Genomic DNA, 15522 nt, shown 5'->3' with positions numbered 1-15522 from the left:
GTAACATCTGCATTCCCATATGGACGCGGCTTTCTCGTACCGTAAAAAGACCGCCGCGCGCTGGCTGCGCGGCATGCTTCCAAGGAGTGCAAGATGACTATGCGACGTATGCAGAAACTGACCTGCGCCCTGGCCCTGGGCGTGGCGGGGTTGGCCGGCGCGACGGTCGCCCAGGCCGCCGGCGCGGCCGCGTCGGGCTCCATCCAGTCCCAGTATGAACTCGACGTGCAGCGCTGCAACAGCGGCCAGACGCACCAGGACCGCGCGACTTGCCTGCGCGAGGCCGGCGCGGCGCGCGACGAGGCGCGGCGCAACCGGCTGGATAACGGCCAGTCGGCCAACTACGACACCAACGCGGTGGCGCGCTGCAACAAGCTGCCGCAGGCCCAGCGCGAAGACTGCCTGCGCCAGATGTCTTCGCCCACCAGCGTCAAGGGCAGCGTCGAGGGCGGCGGGGTACTGCGCGAAACCGTCATTCCCGTGCCGGCCCAGCCGTCCGGCACGATGCCGGCCAGTCCCGCGCCGGCGACCGTGCCGGGCGCTGCGCCGGGCACCGCGCCCGGCAGCGCCACGCCGGTGCCGGTGCGCTAAGGGCAGGGCGGGGCGGCGGCCGCGGCGTTTCCCGCCGACGGCCGCTTCAGGCAAAATGGCGCCTATTGCCGACTTTCCGCCGTACTCATGTCCGACGTCATCGCCCTGATATTCGACTTCGACGACACGCTGGCGCCCGACAGCACGTCCGGCTTCCTCGATAGCCTGGGCGTGGATACGGCCGCGTTCTGGAAAGACAAGGTCGGTCCGCTGCTGTCCGACCAGGACTGGGATCCCGTCCCGGCCTACCTGTACCAGATGATCGAGCTCTCCCGCGCCGGCACGCACGGCCTCATCACGCGCGAGCGGCTGGCGCAATGGGGCGCCGGCCTGCCGCTGCACGATGGCGTGCCGACCCTGTTCCAGCGCCTGCGCGCCGCGGTACGGGCCGAGCACCCGCAGGTACAGCTCGAGTTCTACCTCATCTCCAGCGGCATCGGCGATGTCGTGGGCGCCACGCCGATCGCGCACGAGTTCACGGAAATCTGGGCCTCCGAGTTCGTCTACGGCGAGGACGGCGGCATCGTCTTCCCGCGCCGGCTGGTCAGCTTCACCGACAAGACGCGTTATCTGTTCCATATCCAGAAGGGCATCATCGGGCGCGAGTTCCGCAACAAGCCGTTCGAGGTCAATCGCAAAGTCCCGGAGGACCGCCTGCGCGTGCCGTTCGACCAGATGGTCTTCGTGGGCGATGGCTACACCGACATTCCGTGTTTTTCGCTGATCCGCCGCGCCGGCGGCTTCGCCTTCGGCGTGTGGGATCCGAAGCACCGCGACAAGCGCAGTCGCGCCTGGGGCTTCATCGAGGAGGGGCGCGTCTCCAACCTGAACCAGGCCCGCTACGACGAGAACGCCGAACTCTATCAGTGGCTCGAGGAAGCCGTCACCAGTCTGGCCGGCCGCATTGCCCTGAAGTCCCGGGTGTACCGTGGCTGAGGTCACGCTGGCGCCCGAGCCGGCCGAACCGCGGGCCGGCGACGCCGAATTGATGGCATTGGCCCTGCAGCAGGCCGAAGCCGCCTGGCGGGTGGGCGAAGTCCCCGTCGGCGCGGTGGTGGTCGACGCCCGGGGGCAGGTGCTGGGCACGGGCTTTAACCGCACCATCACCGACCACGATCCCACCGCCCATGCCGAGATCGTGGCGCTGCGCGCCGCGGCGCGGCACCTGAGCAACTACCGCTTGCCGGGCATCAGCCTGTACGTCACCCTGGAGCCCTGCGTCATGTGCATCGGCGCCATGCTGCATGCGCGCCTGGCGCGCGTGGTCTACGGCGCGGCCGACCCCAAGACCGGCGCGTGCGGCAGCGTGCTGGACGTGGGCGCGGTGGCGCGGCTCAATCATCACACCACCATCACCGGCGGCGTGCTGGCGGAACCCTGCGGCGACCTGCTGCGCCGGTTCTTCCGCGAGCGCCGCAGCAAGGAACCTCTCGCATGACCTCCCCGCACGATCCGGCCCATGGACAGCACGGCCACCTCTGTTCAGACGCTTGCGACCATGATCACATACCGGCGTCCGGCGGCATCTACCTGGTGTCGCCGTCCTCGGCGGTGCGCGATCCCGCGGCCGTCGAGCTGGCCTGCCGCCGCCTGGCGCAGGAAGGGTTCAAGACCGCGGTCGACCGCGCCGCGCTGGCCGTGCACCAGCGCTTCGCCGGTACCGAAAAACAGCGGCTGGCAGGGTTGGCGCGCGCCACCCGCCAGAAGCATCCCATCGTCATGGTCACGCGCGGCGGCTACGGCCTGAGCCGGCTGCTGCCCGCCATAGACTGGCGCGCCATGGCCGACAGCGGCAAGCGCTTCGTGGGCATGAGCGATTTCACCGCCTTCAACCTGGCGTTGCTGGCGCAGACCGGGGCGGTGAGCTATTCCGGCGCCACGGCGGTGGCGGATTTCGGCGGCGACGAGGTCGACGACCTGACCGCCGCGCTGTTCGGCGAACTGATGCGCGGCGAGCTGGAAATCCTCAGCTTCGAAACGGCGGATGCCGATCCGGTCGACTGCCGCGGCACGCTATGGGGCGGCAACCTGGCCACCTTGGTTTCGCTGCTGGGCACGCCCTACATGCCGCGCGTGCGCGGCGGCATCCTGTTCCTGGAGGACGTGGCCGAGCATCCGTATCGCGTCGAACGCATGCTGGCGCAGCTGTGGCAGGCCGGCGTACTGGAGCGCCAGAAAGCCATCGTGCTGGGGTATTTCACCAATTACCGGCTGGCGCCGCACGACGCGGGCTATGACATGCCGGCCGTGCTGCAGTGGCTGCGCCGCACCGTCAAGGTGCCGGTGGTGACGGGCCTGCCGTACGGGCACATCGCCACCAAGGCGACGCTGCCGGTCGGGCAGAAGGTCGGCCTGGCCACCGAACCCGGCATGGCGCACCTGGTGATCGACGAGCACCACCACTAGCCGGACACGCGCGTAGGCAGGCGCACAGGTGTCAGACACCCGAAGGGTGTCTGACACCCCACGGATCATCAGCCGGTCGCGGAGACACCTTATTCTTGCTCCGTTGGCACCCAGCGCGGCGCGCGTTTTTCCAGGAAGGCGGCGATGCCTTCGCGGCCGTCTTCCGTGGCGCGCTGCGCGGCCAGGCGCGCGGCGGTGTCTTCCAGCAGCGCGGCATCGATGGGGCGGCCCGCCAATTCGCGGATCAGGCGCTTGGATTGCGCCAGGGCATGCGGCGAGGCCAGCATGAAGCTGCCCAGCAGCCCATTGATGCGCGCGTCCAGCTCGTCGGCCTCGCACAGCTCGTGCACCAGCCCCATCCGCCAGGCCTCGGCCGCGTCGAACACCTCGGCGCTCAGGAACCAGCGGCTCGCGGCGCGCGCGCCGATGGCGCGCAATACGTAGGGCGAGATCATCGCGGGAATCAGCCCCAGGCGGGTCTCGGTCAGCGCGAAGCGGGCCTCGCGGGCGGCCACCGCGATATCGCAGGCGGCGGCCAGGCCCATGCCGCCGGCCATGCAGGCGCCGTGCACGCGCGCAATGGTGGGCTTGGGGCAGGTGTAGATGGTGTGCAGCAAGGTGGCCATGCCTTGCGCATCGGCGCGGTTGTCGGCCTCGCTGGCCTGCGCGCTGCGGCGCATGGCGTTCAAGTCGGCGCCGGCGCAGAATGCCTTGCCCCGCCCAGCCAGCACGATGGCGCGCACCGCGCTGTCCTCGCCCAAGGTCATGAATACTTCGGTCAGCTCGGCGATCAGGCGCGCATCCAGCGCGTTGCGCACATCGGGCCGCGCCAGCCAGACCACGGCGGTCTGCGGCCCGTACGCCACTTCCAGGGTTTGCAGCATCTACAGCTTCCTTTGCATCAACGGTACAGCACGGTGGGCAGCCACAGGCCGATTTCCGGGAAAACATACAGCAGGAAAATCGCCAGCAGCTGGATGCCCATGAAAGGCATCATGCCCAGGAATATCTGGTTCAGCGTCACGTGGGGCGGCGAGATCCCCTTCAGGTAGAAGGCCGACATGGCCACCGGCGGAGACAGGAAGGCGGTCTGCAGGTTGAGCGCCACCAGCAGGCCGAAGAACAGCGGATCGATGTCGAAGGTGATCAGCAGCGGCACGAAGATCGGCATGAAGATCACGATGATCTCGGTCCATTCCAGCGGCCACCCTAGCAGGAAAATGATGACCTGCGCCAGCAACAGGAACTGGATCTGCGTCAGCCCCAGCGACAGCACCCATTCTTCGATGATGCGCTGGCCGCCCAGCAGGGCGAACGCGGCGGAAAAAATCGACGACCCGACGAACAGCCAGCACACCATGGCGCTGGTCTTGGCGGTCAGGAACACCGACTCCTTCAGCACGGGCATGTTCAGGCGTCGGTACGCCAGCGCCAGCAGCGCGCCGCCCATGGCGCCCATGGCCGCCGCCTCGCTGGGCGTGGCCAGGCCGAACGTGATGGAGCCCAGCACCGCGGCGATCATCAACGCCAGCGGGAAGAACGAGCCCATTAGCATCTTGAAGATCTCCAGGCGCGCCCAGGTCAACAGCGCATAGAAGATCGCCAGCAGCACGGTGCATACGCCGAAGAATATCCAGTATCCGGCGGGCGCGGGCAGGCGCGCCGGCCCTGCGTCGGATGCCGCCTCGGCGGGCGCCTCGGCCGCGGCGTCCGGGCCGGCCGGCGCGGCCCCGGGCGGTTCGGCCAGCCCGCCATCGGCCGGCGGTTCAGCCAGGCCGCCTTCCGCCGGCGGCTCGGCCAGCCCGCTGTCGTAATCGCCCCCGCCGCCCAGGCGCAGCTCGTCGGGAATTTCGTACACCACCGGCGGTTCGGTCACCAGGTAATAGACCGAACCGGTCAGCAGCACGAAGGCCATCAGCGGCGCCAGGGCCAACGCCATGTTGCGCGACAGGAAGCCCATCGATACGGCGCTATTGCGGCGGCCCTTGAACATCGCGGCCAGCATGCCGGTCATGGCGTGGGTGTAGCCCTGGCCGGCCAGCGATTGGGCGTCGGCGGGCAGGGCGATGCGCCGTTCTTCCGGTGTCAGCGGCGGCGCCATGTCGGGCCGCAGCTTGGCCACGATCATCACGTACAGCACGTACAGGCCGGCCAGCATCAGGCCGGGGAAGAAGGCGCCGGCATAGAGCTGCACCACCGACACGCCGGTGGTGGCGCCGTAGACGATCAGCATCACCGACGGCGGCAGCAGGATGCCCAGGCAGCCGCCCGCGGTAATCGAGCCGGCCGTCAGGCGCACGCTGTAGCCGGCCTTGAGCATGGCGGGCATGGCCAGCAGGCCCATCAGCGTGACCACCGCGCCGACGATGCCGGTGGCGGTGGCGAAGATCGCGCAGGTCGTCAAGGTGGCCACCGCCAGGGCGCCGGGCAGCCGGGCCAGGGCCAGGTGCATGGAGCGGAACAGCTTCTCGATCAGGTTGGCGCGCTCGACCAGGTAGCCCATGAACACGAACAGCGGCACCGAGATGAGCGAGTCGTTGGTCATGGTGGCGTAGGTGCGCTGCACCATCAGGTCCAGCGTCTGGCGCACCGAGTGCTGCACGTCCGGGTTCTGCAGGTAGTACGCCAGGAAGGTGAACAGCACGCCCATGCCCATCAGGGTGAACGCGGTGGGAAAGCCCAGCATGATCGCCACCACGATCAGCGCCAGCATCAGCAGCCCGAGGTGCCCGGTGGTGATGTCGTGCCACGGCGTCAGGAAGCCGATCATCGCCAGCACGATGCCGATGCAGGTCAGGCCGAACCACAGTGCCTTGTGGATCTTCATTTGGCCTTCTCCTCGTTCGTGACGTAGCGGTCCAGGCGGGCGATGTCCTCGTCCTTGACGTGCACCATCTCCTTGAGCTTGTCGACGTCCACTTCCTCGACGTCCTCGGCGCGCGACGGCCAGGCGCCGTTGCGCAGGCACAGCGCGCAGCGCGCGATTTCCGCCAGGCCCTGCAGCAGCAGGAACGCGCCGGCGATCGGGATGAAAGCCTTGAACGGGTAGATGGGCGGGCCGTCGGCCATCAGCGACGAGTGCTCGCGGATGGCGATGGATTCGCCCGCGTAATACCAGCCGGCCCAGACCATGGCCACCACGCCGGGAATGAAGAACACGATGTACAGGATGATGTCCAGCCCGGCCTGCACCCGCGCCGGCAGGAAGCCGTACAGGATGTCGCCGCGCACGTGGCCGTTCTTGGCCAGCGTGTATGCGCCCGCCATCATGAACAGGATGCCGTAGTACATCAACTGCAGGTCGAAGGCCCAGGCGCTGGGCGTATTGAACAGATACCGCGCCATGACTTCCCAGCATATGTGCACGGTCAATATCACGATGAGCCAGGCAAAAGCCTGGCCGACGAAGGTGGACAGGCGGTCCACCATGCGTATCAGCTTGAGCATCGGGCGCGATCCAGGTCGGGAAACGGGGCCGCGGCTGGCGCGCGCCCGCGCGCCGCGCCGGACGGGGAGTCCGGCGCCGGCAGGGCGGGGGCGGCGCCGCGGCGGTACATCGGCCGGCGGCGGGTCAGGCGGCCGGCTTGCGCGCGAAGTAGTGGTTGAACGCCATCCTGAAGTTGGCGGACGTATCGTTGTGCCAGCGTCCAGCGCGCTGCGCGAAGGCGCGCTGTGAGTCGAGCACTTTCTTGAACAGCGGGTTCTCGGCCGAGCGCTTCTCGATCATCTGGTCCCAGATTTTCAGCTGCTGCTGCAGGATGGCGTCCGGCGTCTTGTAGAACTTGACGTTATGGTCCTTCTGCAGCTTGATGTAGTCGGCCGAATAGCGGTCGGCGGCCTTCCACGACATATCCGCGCTGGCGGCCTGCGCCGCGTAGGCCAGGATATGCTTCAGGTGCTTGGGCAGCGCTTCGTACTTGTTCTTGTTGAACAGGATCTCGAACTGTTCGGCGCTCTGGTGGAAGCTCTGCAGCATGCAGATCTTGGACACGTCCTGGAAGCCCAGCGCCAGGTCGGACGAGGCATTGTTGAACTCGGCGCCGTCCAGCAGACCGCGGTCCAGCGCCGGCACGATCTCGCCGCCCGGCAGCGCATTGACCGCCGCGCCCATGGCGCTGTACATGTCGATGGCCAGCCCCACGGTGCGGAACTTCAGGCCCTTGACGTCCTCGGCCTTGGTGACCGGCTTCTTGAACCAGCCGAACGGCTGGGTCGGCATGGGGCCATACATCATCGACACCACATTGACCCCCATGGCCTTCTGGATCTCCGCCAGCAGTTCCTTGCCGCCGCCATACTCGTGCCAGGCCAGCAGCATGTTGGCGTCCATGCCGAACGACGGGCCGGAGCCCCACAGCGCCACGGCGGTATTCTTGCCATACCAGTACGCCACCACGCCGTGGCCGCCGTCCAGCGTGCCCGCCGATACGGCGTCCAGCAGGTCGAAGGCCTTCACCACCGCGCCGGCGGGCAGCACTTCGATCTTGAGCTGGCCCTCGGCCATGTCGTTGACTTTGCGGGCGTAGTCCTGGGCGAATTCGTGAAAAATGTCGTTGGAAGGCCAGGTGCTCTGGAAGCGCAAGGAAATCGGCGAACCCTGGGCTCGGATGACGGCGGGAAATCCCAGCGCTGCGGTGCCTGCGACGGTGGTGGCACCAGCGATGAATCGGCGGCGGGAAGAGGGGGCGTGTTGCATGGCTTGTTGTCTCCGGAGTGGACTGCATGAACCAGCTTGTTGTGACAGCTTGATGGGTGCAGCAAGAACAAAGCGCAATGCGAAAAACGCGGCCGGCATGGCCGGTCGGCGGCGGCAAACCGCAAGGCCGCTTCGGGATTAAACCTTGCTCAACAAGTCCTGACAATTGTCTGACGACTGGGAATAACCCGTAGGGGCGCACAGTGGCGTGGCGGGCCGATCGCCGCCGCGGCGCACGGCGCGCCATGCCGTGTTGGTATACTAATGGGTTTACCCCTGCGTCCGACGGGCGCGCCTCGCCTTTATTCCATCGCCGTGATCTCTACCGCCAATCTCACTATCCAGTTCGGCCCCAAGCCCCTTTTCGAGAACGTCAGCGTCAAGTTCGGGGAAGGCAACCGGTACGGTCTGATCGGGGCCAACGGTTCGGGCAAGTCGACCTTCATGAAGATCATCGGCGGCGACCTCGAGCCTTCCGCCGGCAACGTCTCGCTCGAACCGGGCGTGCGCCTGGGCAAGCTGCGCCAGGACCAGTTCGCATTCGAAGACTACCGCGTGCTCGACGTGGTCATGATGGGCCATACCGAGATGTGGGCCGCCATGACCGAGCGCGACGCCATCTACGCCAACCCGGAAGCCACCGAAGACGACTACATGCGCGCGGCCGAGCTCGAGGCCAAGTTCGCCGAATACGACGGCTACACGGCCGAGGCCCGCGCCGGCGAACTGCTGCTGGGCCTGGAATTCGGCGTCGACCAGCACCAGCTTCCCATGCGCGAAATCGCCCCGGGCTGGAAGCTGCGCGTGCTGCTGGCCCAGGCGCTGTTCTCGAATCCGGACGTGCTGCTGCTGGACGAACCCACCAACAACCTGGACATCAACACCATCCGCTGGCTGGAGAACGTGCTCAACGGCTACCAGAGCACCATGATCATCATCAGCCACGATCGCCACTTCCTGAACCAGGTGTGCACCCACATGGCCGATGTGGACTACGGCGAGATCCGCATCTATCCGGGCAACTACGACGACTACATGCTGGCCTCCACCCAGGCCCGCGAGCGGCTGGTGGCCAACAACGCCAAGGCCAAGGAGCGCGTCGCCGAACTGCAGGACTTCGTGCGCCGCTTCGCCGCTAACAAGTCCAAGTCGCGCCAGGCCACTTCGCGCCTGAAGCAGATCGACCGCATCAAGGCCGAGCAGGTCGAGGTCAAGCCGTCCTCGCGCCAGAACCCGTACATCCGCTTCGAGCAGAACAAGGTCATGCACCGCCTGGCGGCCACCATCGAGGGGCTGTCCAAGTCCTATGATGCCCCGGTCATCCGCGATTTCTCGGCCATGATCGACGCGGGCGAGAAAATCGCCATCATCGGCGCCAACGGCGTCGGCAAGACCACGTTGCTGCGCCTGCTGGCCGGCGACCTGGCGGCCGACTCCGGCACGGTCAAGTGGTCGGACAACGCCGACCTGGGCTACATGGCGCAGGACGTATCCGACCAATTCCAGCAGGGCGACATCAATCTGTTCGACTGGATGGGCGAATACCGCCAGCCGGGCGACGACGACCAGTCGATCCGCTCGGTGCTGGGCCGGCTGCTGTTCTCGGCCGACGACCTGCCCAAGGCGCCCAAGGTGCTGTCCGGCGGCGAGAAGAACCGCATGACCTTCGGCCGCCTGATGCTGGGGCGGCACAACGTCATGCTGCTGGACGAGCCCACCAACCACCTCGACATGGAATCGATCGAGTCGCTGCAGTTCGCCCTCGAAAAATACCAGGGCACCCTGGTTTTCGTGTCGCACGATCGCGAGTTCGTGTCCGGCTTGGCGACCCGCGTCATCGAGATCCTGCCGAGCGGAGAAATCGTCGACTATCGCGGCGGCTACGAGGACTACCTGGCCTCGCGCGGCATCGAGGGCTGAGCGCGGGCGGCCGGCGGGCCGACCCGGGGCTTATCTATATAACTAAAAGTGCTTAATGAATTATAAAAATATCGTTTGGATTTATATAACGGATTGTTAGATTAGGGCTTCCTTTCCGTACGCTTTCACGCGCGAGCCAGCCCTATGAACCTCACTTTCGACCACGTCCACAAGAATTTCGGCGCGTTGCAGGTGGTGGACGGGTTCTCCAGCGAATTCCGCACCGGCGAACTGGTGGCGCTGGTGGGGCCGTCCGGCTGCGGCAAGTCGACCCTGCTGCATATGGCCGCCGGGCTGGAGATGCCCTCGCAAGGCCGTGTGCTGGCCGACGGCAAGCCGGTGGAAGGGCCGCATCCGAGCCGCACGCTGGTATTCCAGGAGCATGCCCTGTACCCGTGGTTGACACTGCGCGACAACGTCGCGCTGGCGCTCGAATTCCAGAAAGTGGCCAAGGCCGAGGCGCGCGATAAGGCGGTGGCCTGGCTCGAGCGCGTGGGCCTGGCCGGCTTCGAGAACTACTATCCGCAGCAGGTGTCCGGCGGCATGCGCCAGCGCGCCGCGCTGGCCCGCGCGTTCATCGCCCAGCCCCAGACCATGCTGATGGACGAGCCCTTCGGCGCGCTCGACGCGTTGACCCGCCTCAGCCTGCAGGACGTGCTGCGCCAGCTCATCGCGCAGGAAAAGCCCTCGGTGCTGCTGGTCACCCACGACGTCGACGAGGCGCTGTTCCTGGCCGACCGCGTCGTGGTATTCAGCCCGCGCCCGGCGCGCGTGCTGCGCGAATTCAACCTTCAGCATCGCCGCAAGACGCATGACCTGGCCGACCTGGCCGGCGAGAAGCGCGAGATCCTGAGCCTGCTGGGCATCCAGGTGGCCGACGGCGACGTGGCGCTGGCCGCCTGAGCATCCCGATATCCGGCGCGGCCGGCGTGCTCGCGCCGGCCGCGCCGCAACGCCCATACCTATATCCATGCACTGGAGAGCATTCATGAAACTGAAGCACTGGCTGACCCTGCCGCTGGCCGCGGCGCTGCTGGCGGCAGCGCCCGCCATGGCCGCCGAGAAGTTCCGCGTCGGCTATCTGCGCGTCATGGACGACGCGCAGGCTATCGTGGCGCAGGAAGGCGAGTTCTACAAGAAGGCCGGCCTGGATGCCGAACTGATCGAATTCAAGTCCGGCACCGACTTGATCAAGGCGATCGTGGGCGGGCAGGCCGACATCGGCGTGCTGGGGTTCACCAACGCCGTGGCCTGGGCCTCCAAGGGGGCGGACCTGAAGGTGGTGGGGGGCGCCCAGCAGGGCTATCATTCGCTGGTCGTGCGCAACGACGCCGGCATCGAGAAGATCGCCGACCTGAAGGGCAAGACGCTGGCCTCGCAGAAGGAGGGCAGCACGGCGGACGTGGTGCTCAAGGGCGTGGTCCTGAAGGAGGGCAACCTGCAGCCGGCCGACGTCAACATCATGGGCGTCAGCCCCGCCGTGGCGGTGCAGTCGCTGGTGGGCCAGCGCGTCGACGCCGCCTTCCTGTTCGAACCCTATGACCGCATCGCGCAACTGGTGGCGCCCGTCAAGCAGATCTACGAAGTGGGCCAGGCGTGGCCGTTCCCGTGCATGGTGGTGATCACCTCGGGCGATGTGCTGGACAAGCGCAAGGACGACGTCTGGAAGGCCCTGGATGCGCAGAAGGCCGCCATCGAGCTGCTGCAGCAGCAGCCTGAACAGGCCGCCAAGCTGATCGCCTCGTACTTTATCGCCGAGCCGACGCTCAAGACGCTCGAGCGCGGCGAGTTGCCGCGCGAGACGGTCATCGCCGAAGCCATCAAGACCCAGGTCTTCACCGCCAAGCTGACCGACAAGGACACGGCCCGCATGCAGGAGATCGCCGGCATCCTGCAAGAGCAGGGTTCGCTCAAGACCCGCGACGGCAAGCCGTACGACGTATCGGGCATCGTCGACCTGTCCTGGCAAGAGGCGCGCAAGCTTTGAGTACTTCGACCCGCGTAACCGGCCTGCGCAAGCACCTCGCCGGGGTGCTTGGCGTGGCCTTCATCTTCGTGTTGTGGCAGGCCGCCGCCTGGGCGCTGCCCGACTTCCTGATGCCCGGCGTGCCCACGGTCGTGGCGCGCCTGGTCCAGGACCTCGGCCAATCCGAATTCCACCAGAGCCTGTTGGGCACGCTGGGGCGCCTGGGCGCCGGCTACGGCCTGGCGCTGCTGGCCGGCATCGGCTTCGGCCTGGTCGCCGCGGTGCTGTATTTCTTCCGTGAGGTGCTGCGCAGCGCCATCGTCATCCTGCAATCGATCCCATCGATTGCCTGGGTGCCGCTGTTCCTCATCGTGATGGGCTTCGGCAATACGCCGATCATCGTGGTGGTGGCGCTGGCGGCGTTCTTCCCGGCCGCGCTCAGCGTCACGAACGCCACCGAATCGGTCCAGCGCGTGCACGTATCGGCCGCGCGCGTCATGGGGGCCACGCCCTGGGGGCTGATCAAGCGCGTCTACCTGCCGGCGGTCATGCCGGAACTGATCACCGGCGCGCAACTGGCCTTCGGCAATGCCTGGCGGGCGCTGATCTCGGCCGAGATGCTGATCGGCTTCGGCAATGGCCTGGGCCGCTCCCTGGCTTATTCGGGCGAGATCGCCGACATGACCGGCGTGATGGCCAACATCCTGGTCATCGCCATCCTGGCGGCGCTGATCGACCAGTTCATCCTCGAGAACCTCAAGCATCGCCTGCTGCGCTACCAGTACGTGTAGCGCGGCGCCCGCCCGTCATGATCGCGCCGCTGCATTCCCTGCTTCGTTTCGGCCGGCCGGCCCGCGGGCCGGCCGTGGCCGCGCTGGCGTTGGCGCTGGCCGCGGCCGCCTGGGCGGCCGCGCCGCGCGAGGCGGACCCGTTCCCACAGGCGCGCGCGCGGGGCCTGCTGGTGGTCGGCGTGCCGTACCTGGCGCCGCCCGCCGCGGCGGGCGCCAAGGTGCGCACGCCGGAACGGTTGGATACCGTCATGGCCGAGCGCCTGGGCGCGCGGCTCGGCTTGCCGGTCCAGGTCGTGCAGGTGGAGCCGGCGCGACGCAGCGCGGTCCTGGCCGATGGCAGCGTGGACCTGCTGCTGGCCGACCGCGTCGCGGGCCAGTCGGCGCCCGGCCTGGAGGCGCCCGGCGTGGCGCTGGTGCCGACCGGCTACGCCGCGCGGCCCAAGGCCGTCATCCGCAGCGACACGCCCATGCGACGCTGGCAGGATGCCCGCGGCCGCAGCGTGTGCATGGCCTCGGCGGCGTTCCAGGCACAGGCGCTGGCCGCGCGCTGGGGCACGGTGGTGCGCACCTTCCGCGTGCCGTCCGACGCGCTGGTGGCGGTGCGCGAAGGCGCCTGTGACATCGGCCTGGTCGACGACACGACCTGGGCTGCGCTGATGAAGTTTCCGGAGTGGAAAAAGTTCTCGGCAACCCTGCCGCCGGACGGGCCGCCGGCCGAGCGGGTCTGGCTGGCGCGGGCCGGCGACGGCGCCGCGGCCGATTGGCTGGCGGCTGCCATGGCCGACTGGCGCAACGAGGGCGCGTGGCAGGCCATGGCCGGCAAGTGGGCCCGCGACGTGGCTTTCGACGTGTACCTGGACCAGGAAGTGCCCGACTGCCACGGCGGCTGAACGCCGGCCCGCCTACAATCCCGGCGTATGAGCGAGACACTGCGCGCGCCCTGCGCCTACCAGGAAGAGATCAAGAAAAGCCGTTTCGCGGCCCATGCCGCCCCGGTGGCCGACGTGGCCGACGCCATGGCATTCTTTGCGCAACACAGCGATCCGGCCGCCACCCACAATTGCTGGGCCTACCGCATCGGCCAGGCCTACCGCTTCCACGACGACGGCGAGCCTGGCGGCACTGCCGGCCGGCCCATCCTGCAGGCCATCGAGGGCCAGGGGCTGGACCGCGTCGCGGTGCTGGTGACGCGCTGGTTCGGCGGGATCAAGCTGGGGGCCGGCGGGCTGGTGCGGGCCTATGGCGGCTGCGCGGCCCAATGCCTGCGCCTGGGGCCGCGCGAGCCCATCGTCGAGACGGCCCAGGTGGCGTGCCGCTGCGCCTATGGCGAATTGCCGTTGCTGAAGGCGCGCCTGGCGCAGGCGGGCGCCACGGTGCAGGCCGAAGCTTTTGATGCCGATGGGGTCGCGCTGACGCTTTCAGTGCCGCGGGCCGGGCTGGCTGAACTGGAGCGCACCGCGGCCGATGTGACGCGCGGCCGGGCGCACTGGCAAGTGCGCGACGCAGGGTAGCGCGGGCGGCGCCCGCAAGGCGCCGCGCCGAGACCGCCGGCCGCCGCGCCGTTATTCGCCGGCGCCGCCTTCCTTGGCGGCGGCGATTTCCTGGTGGACTTTCTCCATGTCCACCGCCTTGATCTTTTCCAGCAGTTCCTGCAGCTGCCCGGCGGACAGGGCGCCCGGCTGCGAGAACAACAGCACCTGTTCGCGGAACACCATCAGGGTGGGAATCGAGCGGATGCCCAGGGCGCCGGCCAATTCCTGCTCGACGTCGGTATTCACCTTGGCGAAGGTCACGTCGGGGTGTTGCTCGGCGGCCTGCTCGAACACCGGCGCGAAGCCGCGGCAGGGGCCGCACCACGGCGCCCAGAAGTCGACGATCAGGGTGCTGTCGGGCGTGATGGCTTCCTGGAAGGAGTCTTTGGTCAGTTCAACGATGCTGCTCATGCTTCGCGTCCTTGCCGCCGGTTGGGCGGCGTCGATGGCCGGATGGCCAGTTGGGCGGCCCGGTGGGACCGCGTGTTCCCGTCCGCGCGGGACGGGGCGTGGGGCTTGCCGCGCGGCGCGCGGCGGGCCCTATGCGGCGGCCTGCTCGGCTGTGCCGCCGCTTTTCAGCGAGGCAAGTATTTCGTACGAGCGCAGGCGGTCGGCGTGGCGGTAGAAGTCGGAAACGATCATGACCTCGTCGGCCTCGGTCCGCGCGATCAGGTCCTGGAGCCCCCGCTTGACCGTATCGGGGCCGCCGACGATCGCCGCGGCCAGTTTCTGGCCGACGGCCTCGCGCTCCCATTCGTTCCACAGGCCATCCATGCTGTCGACCGGCGGCTGCAGCGGCAGCCGGTTGCCGCGGATGAGCGAAAGGAACTTCAGTTGCTGCGTGGTTGCCAGGTGGCGAGCCTGTTCGTCGGTTTCGGCCGCGATGACCGGCACGCCGATCATCGCGTAGGGCCGGGCCAGCGTGGCCGACGGCTTGAACAGGTGGCGATACAGCCGCATGGCCGCCATGCCCTCGGGCGAGAAGTGCCCCGCGAAGGAGAACGGCAGGCCCAGCTCGGCCGCCAGCCGGGCGCTGAAATCGCTCGAGCCGAGCAGCCAGATGGGAATGTCCAGCCCGGCGCCGGGGATGGCGCGCACCGCCTGGCCGGGCTGGGCCGGCGCCAGCAGGAAGCGCAGTTCGTCGAGCAGTGCCGGGAATTCCAGCCCGCTGCGTGGCCCGCGCCGCAGGGCCTGCTGGGTGGCGCCGTCGCTGCCGGGCGCGCGGCCCAGGCCCAGGTCGATGCGGCCAGGGAACAGGCTTTCCAGCGTGCCGAACTGTTCGGCGATGATCAGCGGCGCGTGGTTGGGCAGCATGATGCCGCCCGAGCCTACCCGCAGCGTGCTGGTGTGGGCGGCCACCTGGCCGATGATGACCGCCGTGGCGCTGCTGGCCACGCCGGTGATGTTGTGGTGCTCGGCCAGCCAGAAGCGCCGGTAGCCCCAGCGCTCGACATGCTGGGCCAGGTCGACCGTATTGCGGAACGCGGCCGCGGCATCGCCGCCTTGCACGATGGGCGCAAGGTCGAGTACGGAAAACGGCACGCGAGCCAGTTCGGTCATGGGTCTGAATCTCCAGGTCGTGATGCGGACGTCGCCGGCCGGCGCCGGCGTCGGTTCTTC

The 15522-nt window shown here is 68.0% G+C and carries 16 protein-coding genes; 10 read left to right on the top strand and 6 right to left on the bottom strand.

The genetic code is table 11. From position 1 onward, the window contains the following. Positions 1 to 93 precede the first annotated feature (93 nt). The 4 genes from ACKTT0_RS21575 (at position 94) to ACKTT0_RS21560 (ending at position 2997) form a co-directional block, all read left to right on the top strand. Positions 94 to 591, top strand: a complete 498-nt coding sequence (locus tag ACKTT0_RS21575) for a hypothetical protein (protein ID WP_407851811.1) — start codon at positions 94 to 96, stop codon at positions 589 to 591. 87 nt (positions 592 to 678) lie between these two features. After that, positions 679 to 1527: an HAD family hydrolase gene (locus ACKTT0_RS21570; protein ID WP_407851810.1), complete on the top strand. Its 849-nt coding sequence runs from the start codon at positions 679 to 681 to the stop codon at positions 1525 to 1527. A gap of 52 nt (positions 1528 to 1579) precedes the next feature. Beyond that, entirely contained in the window at positions 1580 to 2029 is a 450-nt protein-coding gene (gene tadA, locus ACKTT0_RS21565) for a tRNA adenosine(34) deaminase TadA (protein ID WP_407852478.1), read from the top strand. Next, a complete protein-coding gene (locus ACKTT0_RS21560) occupies positions 2026 to 2997 on the top strand; it encodes an LD-carboxypeptidase (RefSeq protein WP_407851809.1) in 972 nt (323 codons plus the stop codon). Before tadA ends, ACKTT0_RS21560 begins: the two co-directional genes overlap by 4 nt. 89 nt (positions 2998 to 3086) lie before the next feature. Here ACKTT0_RS21560 and ACKTT0_RS21555 read toward each other — a convergent pair whose 3' ends face one another. The 4 genes from ACKTT0_RS21555 to ACKTT0_RS21540 all read right to left on the bottom strand — a co-directional run bounded on the left by ACKTT0_RS21555 (position 3087) and on the right by ACKTT0_RS21540 (position 7693). Further along, the gene (locus ACKTT0_RS21555; protein ID WP_407851808.1) at positions 3087 to 3881 is read right to left on the bottom strand and encodes an enoyl-CoA hydratase/isomerase family protein; all 795 of its coding nucleotides are present in this window, start codon (positions 3879 to 3881) and stop codon (positions 3087 to 3089) included. 17 nt (positions 3882 to 3898) lie between these two features. Beyond that, positions 3899 to 5824 carry a TRAP transporter large permease gene (locus ACKTT0_RS21550; RefSeq protein WP_407851807.1) on the bottom strand — a complete coding sequence of 642 codons (1926 nt, stop codon included), beginning with the start codon at positions 5822 to 5824 and terminating at the stop codon, positions 3899 to 3901. Next, on the bottom strand, positions 5821 to 6444 hold the full coding sequence (locus ACKTT0_RS21545; protein ID WP_407851806.1) for a TRAP transporter small permease subunit: 624 nt from the start codon (positions 6442 to 6444) through the stop codon (positions 5821 to 5823). Before ACKTT0_RS21545 ends, ACKTT0_RS21550 begins: the two co-directional genes overlap by 4 nt. Before the next feature lie 124 nt (positions 6445 to 6568). Beyond that, positions 6569 to 7693: a TRAP transporter substrate-binding protein gene (locus ACKTT0_RS21540; RefSeq protein ID WP_407851805.1), complete on the bottom strand. Its 1125-nt coding sequence runs from the start codon at positions 7691 to 7693 to the stop codon at positions 6569 to 6571. Between the two features lie 315 nt (positions 7694 to 8008). Here ACKTT0_RS21540 and ACKTT0_RS21535 point away from each other — a divergent pair, with 315 nt between their 5' ends. The 6 genes from ACKTT0_RS21535 to ACKTT0_RS21510 all read left to right on the top strand — a co-directional run bounded on the left by ACKTT0_RS21535 (position 8009) and on the right by ACKTT0_RS21510 (position 13881). Beyond that, entirely contained in the window at positions 8009 to 9613 is a 1605-nt protein-coding gene (locus ACKTT0_RS21535; protein WP_407852477.1) for an ABC-F family ATPase, read from the top strand. 144 nt (positions 9614 to 9757) lie between these two features. Continuing rightward, complete coding sequence (locus tag ACKTT0_RS21530; protein ID WP_407851804.1) at positions 9758 to 10516, top strand: ABC transporter ATP-binding protein; 759 nt, start codon at positions 9758 to 9760, stop codon at positions 10514 to 10516. Between the two features lie 85 nt (positions 10517 to 10601). Next, on the top strand, positions 10602 to 11600 hold the full coding sequence (locus ACKTT0_RS21525; protein WP_407851803.1) for an ABC transporter substrate-binding protein: 999 nt from the start codon (positions 10602 to 10604) through the stop codon (positions 11598 to 11600). Then, entirely contained in the window at positions 11597 to 12370 is a 774-nt protein-coding gene (locus ACKTT0_RS21520; protein WP_407851802.1) for an ABC transporter permease, read from the top strand. The genes ACKTT0_RS21525 and ACKTT0_RS21520 overlap by 4 nt, the downstream gene beginning before the upstream one ends. Before the next feature lie 17 nt (positions 12371 to 12387). Then, a complete protein-coding gene (locus tag ACKTT0_RS21515) occupies positions 12388 to 13260 on the top strand; it encodes a type 2 periplasmic-binding domain-containing protein (protein ID WP_407851801.1) in 873 nt (290 codons plus the stop codon). 27 nt (positions 13261 to 13287) lie between these two features. Further along, positions 13288 to 13881 (top strand): IMPACT family protein, encoded by a 594-nt coding sequence (locus ACKTT0_RS21510; protein ID WP_407851800.1) that lies wholly within the window; start codon positions 13288 to 13290, stop codon positions 13879 to 13881. A 51-nt stretch (positions 13882 to 13932) separates the two neighbouring features. Here ACKTT0_RS21510 and trxA read toward each other — a convergent pair whose 3' ends face one another. Together trxA and ACKTT0_RS21500 are read right to left on the bottom strand one after the other, a co-directional pair. Continuing rightward, on the bottom strand, positions 13933 to 14313 hold the full coding sequence (gene trxA / locus ACKTT0_RS21505) for a thioredoxin (RefSeq protein WP_407851799.1): 381 nt from the start codon (positions 14311 to 14313) through the stop codon (positions 13933 to 13935). Between the two features lie 129 nt (positions 14314 to 14442). Next, a complete protein-coding gene (locus tag ACKTT0_RS21500) occupies positions 14443 to 15462 on the bottom strand; it encodes an LLM class flavin-dependent oxidoreductase (RefSeq protein ID WP_407851798.1) in 1020 nt (339 codons plus the stop codon). Between the last annotated feature and the right edge of the window lie 60 nt (positions 15463 to 15522).

Source organism: Bordetella saccharivorans (assembly GCF_045862855.1).
In the GTDB taxonomy this organism is placed as follows: Bacteria; Pseudomonadota; Gammaproteobacteria; order Burkholderiales; family Burkholderiaceae_B; genus Bordetella_A; species Bordetella_A petrii_F.
This window is presented reverse-complemented; position numbering and strand designations above follow the sequence as displayed.

Coding starts and splice junctions, on each gene's coding strand:
- ACKTT0_RS21575 (WP_407851811.1), top strand. CDS start 94: ATGACTATGCGACGTATGCAGAAACTGACCTGCGCCCTGGCCCTGGGC.
- ACKTT0_RS21570 (WP_407851810.1), top strand. CDS start 679: ATGTCCGACGTCATCGCCCTGATATTCGACTTCGACGACACGCTGGCG.
- tadA (WP_407852478.1), top strand. CDS start 1,580: ATGGCATTGGCCCTGCAGCAGGCCGAAGCCGCCTGGCGGGTGGGCGAA.
- ACKTT0_RS21560 (WP_407851809.1), top strand. CDS start 2,026: ATGACCTCCCCGCACGATCCGGCCCATGGACAGCACGGCCACCTCTGT.
- ACKTT0_RS21555 (WP_407851808.1), bottom strand. CDS start 3,881: ATGCTGCAAACCCTGGAAGTGGCGTACGGGCCGCAGACCGCCGTGGTC.
- ACKTT0_RS21550 (WP_407851807.1), bottom strand. CDS start 5,824: ATGAAGATCCACAAGGCACTGTGGTTCGGCCTGACCTGCATCGGCATC.
- ACKTT0_RS21545 (WP_407851806.1), bottom strand. CDS start 6,444: ATGCTCAAGCTGATACGCATGGTGGACCGCCTGTCCACCTTCGTCGGC.
- ACKTT0_RS21540 (WP_407851805.1), bottom strand. CDS start 7,693: ATGCAACACGCCCCCTCTTCCCGCCGCCGATTCATCGCTGGTGCCACC.
- ACKTT0_RS21530 (WP_407851804.1), top strand. CDS start 9,758: ATGAACCTCACTTTCGACCACGTCCACAAGAATTTCGGCGCGTTGCAG.
- ACKTT0_RS21525 (WP_407851803.1), top strand. CDS start 10,602: ATGAAACTGAAGCACTGGCTGACCCTGCCGCTGGCCGCGGCGCTGCTG.
- ACKTT0_RS21515 (WP_407851801.1), top strand. CDS start 12,388: ATGATCGCGCCGCTGCATTCCCTGCTTCGTTTCGGCCGGCCGGCCCGC.
- ACKTT0_RS21510 (WP_407851800.1), top strand. CDS start 13,288: ATGAGCGAGACACTGCGCGCGCCCTGCGCCTACCAGGAAGAGATCAAG.
- trxA (WP_407851799.1), bottom strand. CDS start 14,313: ATGAGCAGCATCGTTGAACTGACCAAAGACTCCTTCCAGGAAGCCATC.
- ACKTT0_RS21500 (WP_407851798.1), bottom strand. CDS start 15,462: ATGACCGAACTGGCTCGCGTGCCGTTTTCCGTACTCGACCTTGCGCCC.